We start from the raw sequence: 14,408 nt of genomic DNA on the forward strand, positions 1-14,408 counted from the left end.
AATTCTATCTCTGCGCCGGTGTGCAGGGGCGGTATTCTCCTGCACACGGCGGTGTCAGCGTCCTCCCTGATACAGCATGGCGTTGCAGATGGCAGCTGCAATATTGCTGCCGCCCTTTCGTCCTCTGGGAACAATATAAGGCACGCCTGCCGTCATAATTAATTCTTTTGCCTCCACTACATTGACAAAGCCTACCGGCGCACCAATAATCAGGGCCGGCTCTATTTTCCCTTCCTGTATCAACTCATAAAGACGGATCAGGGCTGTGGGAGCGTTGCCAACGGCGATAATCAGCGGACCGGAAAGCTCCGCCGCTTTCTCCATGCAGACCGCTGCCCGGGTACAGCCCTTTTCTTTTGCGGTTTCTGCCACGTCCGGATCGGACATAAAGCAGTAGACTTCCCCGCCGCATTCTGCCATACGCCTTTTGCTGATACCGGAAGCCGCCATTTTCGTGTCGGTGACAATGGAAGCTCCTGCATTTAAGGCGTCAATTCCCTTCTGCACCGCATGCTCGGAAAAGCAGAGGTTGTCTGCATAGTCAAAATCCGCTGATGTGTGGATGCAGCGTTTGATCACAGAAAACTCCGGCTCCGGCCAGGTACGGCCGCCCAGTTCCCTCGTAATGATTTCCATGCTCCGTTTTTCGATTTCCATGGGTTTCACAATTTCTATTTTTTCTAACATGTTATCCCTGCCTCTAATATCTCATATATACGATCCATGTCCAATGAGCTTCGTACCAAATCCGCCAGCTTGTCATATTCCCGGCGTTTGTGCTCTTCGGGATCAAAATGCCAGTTTCGAGGATCGATTCCCTTTTTGCGCATCAGACGGCTGACTGTCATAGCCGCCAGATCTCCATAGTCGAAAATGCCGTGGAGATAGGTCCCAAACACGGTTCCTTCCGGATTGGAAATCCCATCCAGACGACCGTCCTCCAGATAAATGGTTTCCTGGCAGTCCCCTGTCTTTTCAGTCCGTCCCATGTGGATTTCATAGCCCTGGACCTCAAGTCCGGCAAACTCTCCGCAGGTGGAATCCGGGTTTATGCGGCCCTGAATCTGCGTTCTGGTTTTGGCCCTGGAAAATACGGTTTTTGTGTGAAGAAGCCCCATGCCCCGCATGCTTCCTCCATGCTCCACGCTGTCCGGATCCTCCAGAAGCTCTCCCAGCATCTGGTAGCCTCCGCAGATTCCCACCACAGGAACCTTCTGCTCAGACAGACGTAAAATGGCTGCTTCCATCCCGGATTCCCGGAGCCAGGCCAGATCGTCCATGGTATTCTTCGTTCCCGGAAGGAAAATCAGATCCGGGGCTCCAAGCTCCCCGGCGCTGCCTGCGTACCGAAGGGACACGCCGTCCATGCGCTCAAATACATTAAAATCTGTGAAATTGGAGATGTGAGGCAGACGGACGACCGCCAGATCAATGACGCCCTTCCGCTCCGTGTGGGTCAGGCGGTCTGAGAGGCTGTCCTCATCGTCAATATCCAGCGGGGTCATGGGAACCACGCCTACGACCGGAATCCCTGTCTTCTCCTCAATCATCTGAAGCCCCGGCTTCAGGATCTCCACATCTCCTCGGAACTTGTTGATAATCAGGCCTTTGATCATGGCCTGCTCTTCCGGCTCCAGAAGCTTCACGGTGCCGTACAGGGAGGCAAATACGCCGCCCCGGTCAATATCTCCGCAGAGCAGCACTGGCGCTTCCGCAATCCGGGCCATTCCCATATTAACGATGTCGTTTTCCTTCAGATTGATTTCTGCGGGGCTGCCGGCTCCCTCTATGACGATAATGTCGTATTCGTCCGACAGCTTGCCAAAGGCCTTCTCAATCTCGGGAATCAGCTGCCTTTTGTTTGCATAATAATCCATAGCCTTCATATTCCCAAGAACCTCGCCATTGACAATCACCTGGCTTCCCACATTGCTGGTGGGTTTTAAGAGAATCGGATTCATCTCCACTGTGGGCTCGATTCCCGCTGCCTCCGCCTGCATGGCCTGAGCACGCCCTATCTCCAGCCCATCCTTCGTAATATAAGAATTCAGAGCCATGTTCTGGGATTTAAAGGGGGCTGTCCTGTAGCCGTCCTGCATGAAAACCCGGCAGAGCCCTGCCACGAGAAAGCTTTTTCCCGCATTGGACATGGTACCCTGCACCATGATAACCTTTGCTTTTTGTTTCTTTTCACTCATGTCTGCCCACAACCTTTCCAAGCGCAGCCTGCAGCCTCTCGTTTTCTGCCCTGCCACGGACTGCCGTCCGGTAATAATCTGCTCCAAGTCCCCGGTAGTTTGCGCAGGAGCGGAGGAGAATTCCCTCTTTCAGCAGGCGCTCTGTCAGCTTTTTGTCTCCCTGCGCCCGGAAGCACAGGTAATTGGCCTGTCCATCCAGCACGTGAAAGCCCATATCTTCCAGAGATTTTTTCAGGAAGGCACGTTCTTCTGTGACAAGGCGGATGGTCCGCTCCCGAAAGCCCTCTGCCTGCAAAGCTGCGATTCCCGCTGCCTGGGCCGCCTCCGACACCGCCCAGGGCTGTCCAGCCCTGCGCATCCGCTCAAGAAGCTCTGTATCTGAAGAAAGCACGTACCCAAGCCGAAGTCCGGGAATTGCATAAAGCTTCGTAAATGACTTCAATATCACCAGACCGGGATACTCCTCCAGAAGATCGGCGAGGGAATACTCTTCCTTCTCCGGCACAAAATCCAGAAAGCATTCGTCCAGAAGCACCCGGACTCCCAGTTCCCGGGAGCGGTCAAGCAGCTTTTGGATCAGTGGTTTTTCTGTAAGAAGCCCCGTCGGGTTGTTGGGATTGCACAGGAATACCAAATCAAGCTCCGGGGACAGCTTTTCGAGGAAGGAGTCCGTCACTGGAGCTTCGCCCAGCTCATGAAACAGGAGCTCTGTCCCTGTCTGTACCAGAGCTTCCTCATACTCCGCAAACGCAGGCGCTGTCACAAGAGCTTTTTTCGGACGAAGGGCATATACCAATCGGTATATTAAATCTGCGCCTCCATTCCCGCACAGAATGTACTCTGTTTTCTGCCCTGTATGCTCCGCCAGCGCTTTCCTCAATTTTCTGCAGAAGGGATCCGGATAAAAAAGCGCCCGATCCATGCTTTCCACAATTGCCTCACGGACGCCTGGCGGCATTCCCAAAGGATTGATGTTTGCAGAAAAATCAAGAAGGTCCGACGGGGCAAACCCGCTTTTTTCCGCAGCGCCCTCCAGATCGCCTCCATGGAGGAAGCCGGCAGCCTCCGTCTCTTTCCTCTTCCTACACTCTGCCATATTTCCGATCCTTCCTCAGCACATCCCGCATTCCCTCTGCTGTGTATTCCACAGCGCTGGCGTACACGGGAATCCCTGCCTTCACCGCAGCCCTTTCCGTCACAGGGCCGATACAAATTACCCTGACAGAAAGCTTTGCCGGTTCCGGTACCATAGCTGCGAAGGCCTTTACCGCAGAAGCGCTGGCAAAGGTCACATAATCCACCTGAGACAGCAGCCTGTTCAGCTCGTCTGCTTTGCGGTAATCCCTTTCGGTCTTGTAAAGTGCCACGTCTGTATATGCTATGCCTGCTTCTGAAAGCGCCTTCGGCAGCTCGTCCGAAGCCTCTCTTGCGCGCAGAAGGAGAACTCTGTCTTCCGCGGTCAGGCCTGGGATCCATTCAGATGCCAAATCGGCGCTGGAGTAGCAGGATGGCACAAAATCCGCATAGATTCCTGCTTCCTCCAAAGCTGTCTTTGTTCCCTCGCCAATCACTGCAAAACGAAGGGAAGAGAGCCTTCTGATATCGATCCGGTGCTTCTTCAGAGCCTTCCGGAACAGTTCTACGCCGTTTCTGCTTGTGAAAACTGCCCAGGTATAAGGAATTTCCTGGCCCAGGGCCAGCTCCTCTACCGCCTGCAGAAGGGAGGAGGCCTCCAGCTCCTTTGTACCAATCAGGCTGAGGGGAATCACTTCTGCCCCATCCTCAGAAAAGACGTGCTTCTGCTTTTCACACATGGACGGCGTCCCTGTGAGAAGCACCCGCACACCGGACAGCGGCCCTCTTCCGTACCAGGACAGCTCTTCCGAAAGCCCTGCCACGCCGCCTGCCACTGTAATCGCCGGCGTCTGGATTCCTGCTTCCTCCGCCCGGGCTGCAATATTCTCCAGAGTACCCGTAACAGCTCTCTGACGTGCGGTCGTTCCCTCCTGAATCACCGCAGCCGGAGTCTTCGGATCCTTTCCGTTTGCAATCAGCTGAGACGCAATATTTGGAAGATTTCTAAGGCCCATAAGGAATACCAGCGTCCCCTCTTCCTTTGCAAGCGTCGCGTAATCCAGCACGCTTCCTTCCTTGTCTGCGCTCTCATGTCCTGTGATCACATGGAAGGACGACGCGTAGTCCCGGTGCGTCACAGGGATGCCCGCATAGGCGGGAGCTGCATAGGAGGATGATACGCCGGGAACAATCTCAAATTCCACGCCTGCCTTTAACAGCTCCTGGGCTTCCTCGCCGCCGCGGCCGAAGATAAAGGGATCTCCGCCCTTGACCCGGGCCACGTTCTTTCCTTCCAGAGCCTTTTCCACCAGAAGAGCGTTCGTCTCCTCCTGCCGGAGATGGTGCCTGTCCGCCCGCTTGCCCGCATAAATCAGTTCTGCATCCTCTCTGGCCTCGTTTAAGACGGCAGCGGAAGCCAGATTGTCATAAACCAGAACATCCGCCTTCCGGATACAGTCAAGTGCTTTCACCGTGAGCAGTCCCATATCTCCGGGGCCCGCTCCCAGAAGCCAGACCTTTCCCTGCTTCACCTTCCGGGCCAGGCCTTCGCCAAGAGCCTGTGCCCTCTCCAGCCTCTTTCCCTCATTCCTTTCAGGCAGAGAAATGCTTTCTTCCGCTTTTCGAAGCCTTACTCCGTCCGGCGCATACAGTACACTCATATGGAGGCCTCCATCCTTCAGCCGGCACAATCCGGCTGCCGGAGCATTGCAGCTCCCGCCGATTGCCTTCAGAAAGCTCCGCTCCGCCTCGAGCTCCAGCGCCGCCTCCGGACAATGAATCGCCTCAAGCACCTCCGTCAGACGTCCTTCCTTTGCTTCCACCGCCAGAATCCCCTGGCCTGCTGCCGGAAGGAAAGCATCCGGCTCCAGGTACTCCAGATGAATTCCGTCCCCTTCCATGATCCCAAGACGCTCCAGTCCCGCCGCTGCCAGAAGGATCGCGTCATACTGCCCCTCCTTCAGCTTCCGTATCCGTGTCTGCACATTGCCCCGCAGAAGCTTGATCTGCACCAGGGGATTCAACTCCCGGATCTGCAGCTCCCGGCGCAGAGAGCTGGTGCCCACAACGCTGCCCGGAGCAAGCTCTGCCGCCCGGATTCCGCTCGTCGTCACAAGCACATCCCGCACATCCGCACGGGAGAGCACGGCTCCGATCCCAAGCCCCTCCGGAAACTCCATGGGCATATCCTTGGCGCTGTGCACTGCCAGATCAATGTCCTCCCGGAGGAGGGCTTCCTCCAGCTCCCGTGTAAATACGCCCTTTCCTCCAAAGGAGGTAAGGGCGCGGTCCAGCTGCTCATCTCCCTTGGTAGACATTTCCACAATCTCTATTTCAGCCTCTGGAAACGTCGCTTCTATCCTCTGCCGCACCAAATCCGTCTGAACCAGGGCCAGCCTGCTTTTTCTCGTTCCTATCCGAATTTTCATCTTTCCTCCTGACGCCCGGCCGCCCTTCCCGGGCCTGCTCCGGCTTTCCTTACCGCTCCAGCTTGTATCCCCGCGGCGTAATCATACGCCCCTTGCTCACGTAAGTCTGGGAATTTCCAATCAGAACCACGCTGAACATGTCGATCTCAGCATTTTTCAGCTCTGCAAGAGTCGTAACCTGGCTTTGCTCACCTTTTCGTCCTGCATGGCGCACGATTCCCACCGGGGTCTCAGGCTTCCGATACTTCATCAGAATATCTGCTGCCTGCTCTACATATCCCGTTCTCTTTTTACTCTTGGGATTGTAAAGGCAGACGATCAGGTCACTCTGTCCCGCACAGTCGATCCTCTTCATAATTAAATCCAGCGGCGTCATCAGATCACTTAAGCTGATGACTGCAAAATCATGCATCAGCGGAGCGCCAAGAATCGAAGCCGCCGCGCTGGCCGCCGTCACACCCGGCACCGTCTCAATCTCAATCTCTGCATCCATCTCATCAGCAACCTGATAAATGATGCCGGCCATTCCGTATATCCCGCTGTCGCCGGAGCTCACCATCGCCACCGTCTGATCCTTCATGGCTTCCTCTACAGCCATCCGGCAGCGCTTCACCTCCTGCATCATCGGCGTCGCCAGATATTTCTTATCCGGGAAAAACTCCTTCAGCATTTCCACATAGGTAGTGTAGCCTGTGACTATATCTGCCTTTTCAATCACATCGATGCATTTCGCAGTCATATGCTCGTAACCGCCCGGGCCGAAGCCCACCACGTACAACTTTCCCATTCTTCATCCTCCTGTTTAAGGCTGCAGACAGCGGAAAAAAGCCCGAAGCTCTTCCGGATCTGCATTCTCCCGAATCCGGTAAAACAGCTTGTCAATCGCCCTGTCAAGTCCTTTGCGCTCTGCCTCCTCCTCGATCCATGCCTTCGTGGCCTGAATCTGCGGCACAGCCTGCTGGAAAATCATCCAGCGCATAAAGTCCTCCTGATACTCGTCCAAAATCTCTCCTGCCTGGCGGACTGCCTGCTTCTTTGCCTGGTTGTTGGCCCGCGCAAGCTCCTCAAAATCATCCATATTATAAAAGAAGGTCCGAGACAGGCCCGCAATGCTTTCCTCGATATCTACGGGAACCGCCAGATCCACAAATACTCTGGGCTTGTCCGTCTTCAGCTTTTCCTTTACCCTGGCGCAGGTCAGCGTATAATGCGGACTGGCTGTTGCGCTGATCACGACATCCATCTGATCCAGGTATTCATACCGTTCCTTATAGTCAATCAGCGTATTGGACTCACTCTTGATATGCGCGTCGTGAGTCAGAGTCACATTGCGGATTGTGCTGTAAATATGCAGGCCCTTCATACTGTAAAGGTTCTTCAGCACAATGCTTCCAATCTGGCCTGTTCCTCCGATAACCATCACATTTTTTCCTGACAGGCCGCCCAGCGCCTCGTCCGCTGCCTTGACCGCCAGTGTGGCCGTAGACACAGAGGTCTTGGAAAGATCGGTTTCTGTCTTGATTTTCTTTGCGCAGGTAATCGCATAACGAAACAGAGTGTTCAGGTATTTTCCTGCAGTCCCTGTCTCCAGAGCCTGCTCCTGGGCCTTTTTCACCTGTCCGAGAATCTGATCCTCACCTACCACCATGGAGTCCAGTCCCGCCGTTACCGAAAACAGGTGACAGACTGCCTTCTCATCCTGGTAAAACCGCAGATAATCCGCCACGTCCTGGCGGTCTCCGGCCCCGGCCTCCCGCAGGATCAGCTGCTGCTGAAGCGTGAACAGGTTTTTCCTCTGTCCCTCCTGATCTCCATAATAGGTATAGATCTCCGTCCGATTGCAGGTCGCAATCACCACGCTCTCCGCGGCGCCTCCCTCAGAGATCAGAAGCTTCATCAATTCCTCCTGCTGCTCCTTCGTAAAGGCAAACAGCTCCCGGATCTCCAGCGGCGCGGTCTTATGGCTGATGCTGACAAGCCGAATGCTCATGATGCGTCTACTCCCTTTCTGAACTCATGTGTAAAGGTCTTATCATAAAGCTTTGACAGCTCATATTCGTCTCCAAGGAAATCTCCGACTACCGTCAGCGCAGTCTTCCGGATTCCTGCCTCGCGTACCTTGTCGGCGATATCAAGCAGCGTGCCTCTTACGATTTTCTGGTCCTCCCAGGTCGCCTTATAGACCACAGCCACCGGCGTATCCGGCCGGTATTCCTCCCGCAGCGTCGCAGAAAGCTCGTCCATCATTCCCACACTCAGGAAAATCACCATCGTCGCGTGATGCTTTGCCAGGTCGCGCAGCTTTTCTCCTTCCGGCATGGGAGTACGCCCCTCCATCCTTGTGAGAATCACGGTCTGACTGACGCCAGGCAGCGTGTACTCCTTCTTCAATACTGCCGCTGTCGCAAGGAAGGAGCTGACACCTGGAATCACCTCGTACTCAATTCCCATACGCTCCAGCGCGTCCATCTGCTCCCGGTGCGCTCCGAATACTGCCGGATCGCCCGTATGGACTCTTACCACCTTCAGCCCCTTTTCCTCTCCGTCCTTCATAACTGCCAGTACCTCTTCCAGCGTCATGCCTGCGCTGTTATAAATGACCGCGTCCGGCTTCGCGTCTCTCAAAACCTCCGGGTTCACCAGTGAACCCGCGTAAATAATTATATCCGCGCTGTCAATCAGCTTTTTCCCCTTAATCGTCAGAAGCTCCGGATCTCCCGGCCCCGCTCCGATAAATGATACCATTTCTTTTTCCTCTTCTCTCTTCTTCTATAACAATTCAGAATCCTCAGCGTCCGTATCGTCTGTGTCATAAGGATCATGCACTCTTGGTACGCTGCTCCTATCTTTTTATCATGACAGTCGTAAAATAGCTGTATTCCCGCCCCGGATCCAGGGGACCGATATACTCATCCTTCATGCCCACGCAGCTTAAGACTGTCGCACAGCTCCGGGGACGGTTATACTGATCCAGCAGCTCTCCGATCCTTTCAATGCTGCTGCCCGCCTTCATCACCACCACATTGTCAAAGCCTGCTATGGCGTCCTCCAGCGCCTTTCCCGCCTTCACAGAAGGCACGATCACCAGAGACTCATTCCCCTCCATCAGCGGAAGCCCAGCCGCTGCCGCTCCGCTGCAGAAGGAAGGAATGCCCGGAATAATCTCCGTCTCATAGCCGTGCTCTGCCGCATACTGATTCACATACATATAGGTGCTGTAGACCGCCACATCTCCCAGCGTGATCATTGCTACATTTTTTCCCTGATCCAGGACCTCTGTCAGCTGCTTTCCGGCGGCTTCCCGGCAGCGCTTTCTCTCCTCTTTGTCCTTTGCCATCCGGAAAACGACTTCCATAAGTGCTTTCTTCTGAAGGCTCACCACCGGACGGATGATCTCCAGAGCCGTGCTTCTTTCTCCCTCTTCCTTCACTGGCACGGCGATCACATCTGCTTCTTCCAGAATCCGTTTTGCCTTCAATGTCAAAAGCTCCGGATCTCCCGGCCCTACGCCGATCCCGTATAATTTTCCTTTCATTCTTTTATTCTCCCCTTATTTCACTCTTGTTCCTTCTATTTGCTTTTTCTGACAGCAGTACCGCTGCTCTTTTTCCCAGTCTGTCCATGTCAAATCTGCTGCCTCTCTCCTGTCCAGCCATATCAGGGCTGCTGCCCTGTTTCTTCCGCCTCCCGGGCCCGCCTCACTGCATCCTCTGTCAGATCCCGGATCACCTCAGAGGCAATCAAAAGGCCCGCTACCGACGGCACAAAGGCTGTGGAGCCCGGCGCATCCGTCTCCTCCAGGGGGCGGAGGGGCACCTCCTTTGAGTACACAACCTTCAGATGCTCGATCCCCCGTTTGCGAAGCTCCCGGCGCATCACCCGGGCCAGCGGACACACGGAGGTCTCATAAATATCAGCCGTTTCAAACAGAAATGGATTCAGCTTGTTTCCCGCTCCCATACTGCTGATGATCGGCGTTCCCGCCTTCTGCGCCTCCTCAGCCAGAGAAAGCTTTGCCGTCACGGTATCTACCGCATCCACCACATAAGAATAGGAAGAAAAATCAAACTCGTCTTTCGTCTCTGGCAGATAAAAGCAGTTATGTGTCTCTACCCGAGCCTCCGGATTGATATCCAGAATCCGCTCCCGCATGACCTCTGTCTTATACCGCCCGATACTGCTGTGCAGTGCGATAATCTGACGGTTCAGATTGGACAGGCAGACCTTATCCCTGTCAATCAAATCCAGGGAGCCCACGCCGCTTCGCGCCAGCGCCTCCGCCACGTACCCGCCTACGCCGCCGATGCCGAAGACCGCCACCCTGGCTCCTTTTAATAGCTCCATGGCTTCTCTTCCCAGAAGAAGCTCTGTTCTTGAAAACTGTTCTGCCGTCATAGAAACCTCTCAAACTATGAATTCTGGATTTTCTCCGCTATCCGCCGAGATATCAGGACAGCTCACAGCATACGCCGTTCGCTGTCTGCCGCCCGTCAAGCGTATCGCGTAAAAAAGGGATCTGTACAAGACAGATCCCTCCTTGATCATCATTCTCTCGGAACCGCTTTTCTCGGAAGCCTGTCCAGCCGCTGCAAAAGAGCAGGTTTCCTGGCTCGCAGCTTCCGGCGCTTTCCTCCGCTTTTTTCTCCTGCGGACTTCAAACCTCCACGCCTTATTTGCCCGCCTTCTCACGTAATCCACGCAATGGCCATCGGGCAAATTCTTCTGCATACAGTGACCGGATCGCTCAGGCGTCTCACCTGATTCCCTCTTCCGCGCCCACGGGCGCGCACTCTCTCACCTGATTTTATCATTATTTTTAATTCTGCATTTTAGTTTAGCACACGGGCAGGCTTTCGTCAAATATTCCCGGTCTCTTTTTAGCACCAGTGTACACGAAACAATACGCTCCTGCAAAGCCGCCTGCTTTCTGAGTTATCCTCAGCCCTTTTCTTCCTTCTCCGGCATCACGACCTGAATGTGCACATCCTTCAGCTGCTGGGGATCTACCTCAGCCGGAGCGCCCATCATCACATCCTGGGCCGTCTTGTTCATCGGGAACGGGATGATCTCACGGATGCTCTCCTCACCTGCAATCAGCATCACCATGCGGTCTACACCCGGAGCGATACCTGCGTGAGGCGGAGCGCCGTAGCAGAATGCGTTATACATAGCCGGGAATTTTGCCTTCACATCGTCCTCACCAAGGCCGACCAGCTCGAAGGCCTTCACCATAATCTCCGGATCGTGGTTCCGGACAGCGCCGGAGGACAGCTCCACACCGTTGCAGACCAGATCATACTGGTAAGCGTAGATATCAAGCGGATCCTTTTCCTCCAGATCCTTCATTCCTCCCTGAGGCATGGAAAACGGATTATGGCAGAATTCCAGTTCGCCGGATTCCTCTCCAATCTCATACATCGGGAAATCTACGATCCAGCAGAATTCATAGCACTCCTTATTCATATGGCCTTCCACTGTATTGCCGAGAATCTTGCGGATCACACCTGCGGTCTTCTGAGCCGCCAGCTTCTTTCCTGCAGCCAGGCCCACGAAATCGCCAGGCTTCAGGGACAGCGCCTCGACAACAGCCTCCTTCCGGTCTGCCAGGAACTTGGAAATACCGCCTACCAGCTCGCCGTTCTCATCAAGACGGAACCAGTAAGCCTTGTTTCCAGTCTGCACCTCCACATCGGCGCAGATCTTGTCAATCACCTTGCGGGTAGCCTTGAAATCGCTGAACACCACAGCCTTGACGGTCTGTCCCTCAAAGGGCCCGAAGCCGCAGCCTTCCATGCAGGCAGTCGCATCCTGCACTGTCAGATCGATTCTCAGATCCGGCTTGTCCGAACCATAAATCTCCATGGCGTCGTGATAGGAAATACGCTGAAAGGGAGCACTGGAAGCTGTCTTATAGACGCCGTATTTTGCGAAAATAGGCGGCAGCACATCCTCAAGGACGGCAAACACATCATCCTGGCTCGCGAAAGCCATCTCCATATCCAGCTGATAGAATTCTCCCGGAGAACGGTCTGCTCTCGCATCCTCGTCACGGAAGCAGGGAGCAATCTGGAAATAGCGGTCAAAGCCGGAGGTCATCAGAAGCTGCTTAAACTGCTGGGGAGCCTGAGGCAGGGCATAAAATTTGCCCGGATGATTTCTGGATGGAACCAGATAATCTCTTGCCCCTTCCGGAGAAGAGCAGGTCAGTATCGGCGTCGTGATCTCCAGAAAGCCGTGCTCTGTCATGCTCTTTCGAAGCTCCGCCACCACATTACAGCGCAGAATAATGCGGTCCTTCACTGCCGGATTGCGCAGATCCAGATACCGGTATTTTAATCTTGTATTCTCATCCGCTTCCTTGGAACGGTTGATCTCAAAGGGAAGCTCGTTGTAGCGGCAGCGGCCCAGCACCTGAATATCTGTGGGCACTACCTCAATCTCTCCGGTAGGCAGATTCGGATTTTTGCTGGAACGCTCGCGCACCACGCCGGTAATGGACAGCGTGGATTCTGTATTGACGCCGGACAGCCGCGCCATCATCTCCTCCGTCTCGATCACGGCCTGAGTGGTTCCGTAAAAATCGCGCAGAATCAAAAAGCCCAGATTCTTGCTGACCTTACGCATATTTTCATACCAGCCCACAAGGGTTACGGTTTTTCCTGCATCGGAAAGCCGCAGCTCATTGCAGGTGTGTGTTCTTGACTGAAACATTTCTTTTCTCCTCCTAGATATCTCTGACAGGACCTTCCAGGCGGGAGTGACAGCTCCCACCTGCAGGCGGCGCCTTTACCCGCCGCACATCCTGCAGTCCTTCAATTTTCTCGATTTTTCACTGATGGAACCAGGCCGTCTCAAAACAGGGCCGGCAGCTCGCTTAAAGCGACCTCCGTCTGCTCGCCTGTCGCCATATCCTTTACATTGGCCGCGCCCTTTGAAAGCTCGTCTGCACCGATGATGACTACCTTCTTTGCGCCGATTTTGTTGGCGTATTTCATCTGAGCTTTTACGCTGCGGTCCATATAGTCCGTCTCCACAATCAGGCCATGGCCTCTGATCTCATTGACCAGCTTATAAGCCTTCGCCTTCGCTTCCTCACCCAGGATTCCCACGTAGAGATCCGGCGTATCCATAGCAGGCAGCTCCACGCCCTCCTTCTCCAGAAAATAGAGAATTCTCTCGATTCCCATGCCGAAGCCTACAGAAGGAATATCGTGCTTTTCATCAATCTCGTGAATGAGACCGTCGTAGCGTCCGCCTCCGCAGAGGGTAAAGCCCTCGGAATTCACGAACTCAAACACCGTCTTTGTATAATAATCCAGGCCGCGCACAATGCCTGTATCCACCTCAAAGGGTATCTCCAGCTCTGTCAGAAGCTTCTGAAGCTCCTCAAAATGCGTCCGGCACTCCTCGTCCAGATAGTCAATGGTCCGGGGCGCATCCTTGATAATCTCCTTGCACTCAGGCACCTTGCAGTCGATGACACGCATGGGATTCTTCTGCATTCTTTCCCGGCAGGTGGGACATAAGCTCTCTTCATGCTTTCTCAGATAGGAAAGCAGCGCTTCATTGTAATCCTTCTTACAGTTCGGACAGCCGATGCTGTTGATATGAAGTCTGACATCCTTCAGGCCCAGCTTCCGGATAAGGGCGGCTGCCAGTGAAATCACCTCCACCTCAGCCAGAGGGCTTTTGGAACCCACAAACTCCACGCCGAACTGGTGATGCTGGCGGAGACGCCCGCTCTGGGGCTTCTCATAACGGAAAGCCTGCGTCACATAGTACAGCTTTGTGGGGGCCGGATTGGCATACATATTATGCTCCAGATAAGCACGCATGGTTCCCGCCGTCCCCTCCGGCTTCAGGGTAATGCTCCGATCCCCTTTATCCTTGAAGGTATACATCTCCTTCTGAACCACGTCGGTCGTCTCTCCGACACCGCGCTGAAACAGCACGGTATGCTCGAACATCGGCGTGATAATCTCTGTCATATTATAGGTGCGGGCCAGCTCTCTTGCCTGGCGCTCCACCCATGCGCGTCTGTGCATACGCTCGCCGTACCAGTCTTCCACTCCTCTTGGCGCTTGTGTAATCATAACTCTTCCTCCTCTGTAATCCGGACCTTGATATGAGGAATCTCCCATTTATTCTGGAGCGCTTCCTCGTGAATGGTTCTCTGAAAGGCCAGAAATACTTTCATATCAAAATTTTTTACCTCTTCAATCATCAGCTCTACAGCCGTCTCCGGATCGAAGGCCTTCCTGTAGGGACGATCCGAAGTCAATGCCGCATATACGTCACAGACCCTTAAAATCCGGGCTCCCAGCGGGATCTGTGCCCCGGCCAGATTTTCCGGATAGCCCGAGCCGTCGTAGTTTTCATGGTGGTATAAAATGCTCTCTACGACAAAATCGGAATAGTCATGGCGCATCAGCAGCTCATAGCCGAGCCTCGGATGCATCCGGATGTACTTCATCTCCTCTATCTTCAGCGTATCCTCATGACGGCCATACAGATAAGCCGACACCCGGAGCTTTCCGATATCGTGTACCATGCCGGCCACCGCCAGCTCATGGCACTGAACCTCATACAGTCCCAGGCTCTTCGCCACATAATAGGCCAGATTGCTGACCCGGATGCCATGATTGATTTCTTCGGTGATATCCTCCTCGAAAAAGGAGAGGGGCGTCACTTCCGTCACTTCATTCAT

The 14,408-nt window shown here is 54.2% G+C and carries 12 protein-coding genes and 1 riboswitch; all 12 genes read right to left on the minus strand.

Annotated features, from left to right (window positions below):
* Nucleotides 1–54: 54 nt before the first annotated feature.
* Nucleotides 55–687 (minus strand): precorrin-8X methylmutase, encoded by a 633-nt coding sequence (locus B5E77_RS06000; protein WP_087164474.1) that lies wholly within the window; start codon nucleotides 685–687, stop codon nucleotides 55–57.
* Nucleotides 681–2,198: a cobyric acid synthase gene (locus B5E77_RS06005; RefSeq protein ID WP_087164475.1), complete on the minus strand. Its 1,518-nt coding sequence runs from the start codon at nucleotides 2,196–2,198 to the stop codon at nucleotides 681–683. The genes B5E77_RS06000 and B5E77_RS06005 overlap by 7 nt, the downstream gene beginning before the upstream one ends.
* Nucleotides 2,191–3,294, minus strand: coding sequence for a threonine-phosphate decarboxylase CobD (cobD, locus tag B5E77_RS06010; protein WP_087164476.1), 1,104 nt, complete (start codon nucleotides 3,292–3,294; stop codon nucleotides 2,191–2,193). The genes B5E77_RS06005 and cobD overlap by 8 nt, the downstream gene beginning before the upstream one ends.
* Complete coding sequence (hemC, locus tag B5E77_RS06015) at nucleotides 3,281–5,701, minus strand: hydroxymethylbilane synthase (protein ID WP_087164477.1); 2,421 nt, start codon at nucleotides 5,699–5,701, stop codon at nucleotides 3,281–3,283. The genes cobD and hemC overlap by 14 nt, the downstream gene beginning before the upstream one ends.
* A gap of 49 nt (nucleotides 5,702–5,750) precedes the next feature.
* Nucleotides 5,751–6,488 (minus strand): precorrin-3B C(17)-methyltransferase, encoded by a 738-nt coding sequence (gene cobJ, locus B5E77_RS06020; RefSeq protein ID WP_087164478.1) that lies wholly within the window; start codon nucleotides 6,486–6,488, stop codon nucleotides 5,751–5,753.
* Nucleotides 6,489–6,503: 15 nt separating this feature from the next.
* On the minus strand, nucleotides 6,504–7,691 hold the full coding sequence (hemA, locus tag B5E77_RS06025) for a glutamyl-tRNA reductase (RefSeq protein WP_087164479.1): 1,188 nt from the start codon (nucleotides 7,689–7,691) through the stop codon (nucleotides 6,504–6,506).
* A complete protein-coding gene (cobM, locus tag B5E77_RS06030) occupies nucleotides 7,688–8,446 on the minus strand; it encodes a precorrin-4 C(11)-methyltransferase (protein WP_087164480.1) in 759 nt (252 codons plus the stop codon). The genes hemA and cobM overlap by 4 nt, the downstream gene beginning before the upstream one ends.
* A 97-nt stretch (nucleotides 8,447–8,543) precedes the next feature.
* On the minus strand, nucleotides 8,544–9,236 hold the full coding sequence (gene cobI, locus B5E77_RS06035; RefSeq protein WP_087164481.1) for a precorrin-2 C(20)-methyltransferase: 693 nt from the start codon (nucleotides 9,234–9,236) through the stop codon (nucleotides 8,544–8,546).
* Nucleotides 9,237–9,358: 122 nt separating this feature from the next.
* Nucleotides 9,359–10,096: a tRNA threonylcarbamoyladenosine dehydratase gene (locus B5E77_RS06040; protein ID WP_087164482.1), complete on the minus strand. Its 738-nt coding sequence runs from the start codon at nucleotides 10,094–10,096 to the stop codon at nucleotides 9,359–9,361.
* Nucleotides 10,097–10,279: 183 nt separating this feature from the next.
* Nucleotides 10,280–10,508: riboswitch (cobalamin riboswitch) on the minus strand.
* Nucleotides 10,509–10,639: 131 nt separating this feature from the next.
* Nucleotides 10,640–12,412 carry an aspartate--tRNA ligase gene (gene aspS, locus B5E77_RS06045; RefSeq protein ID WP_087164483.1) on the minus strand — a complete coding sequence of 591 codons (1,773 nt, stop codon included), beginning with the start codon at nucleotides 12,410–12,412 and terminating at the stop codon, nucleotides 10,640–10,642.
* Between the two features lie 140 nt (nucleotides 12,413–12,552).
* Entirely contained in the window at nucleotides 12,553–13,794 is a 1,242-nt protein-coding gene (gene hisS / locus B5E77_RS06050) for a histidine--tRNA ligase (protein WP_087164484.1), read from the minus strand.
* On the minus strand, nucleotides 13,791–14,408 hold the full coding sequence (locus tag B5E77_RS06055; protein WP_087164485.1) for an HD-GYP domain-containing protein: 618 nt from the start codon (nucleotides 14,406–14,408) through the stop codon (nucleotides 13,791–13,793). The genes hisS and B5E77_RS06055 overlap by 4 nt, the downstream gene beginning before the upstream one ends.

The organism is Lachnoclostridium sp. An131 (assembly GCF_002160825.1).
Lineage (GTDB): Bacteria > Bacillota > Clostridia > Lachnospirales > Lachnospiraceae > Laedolimicola.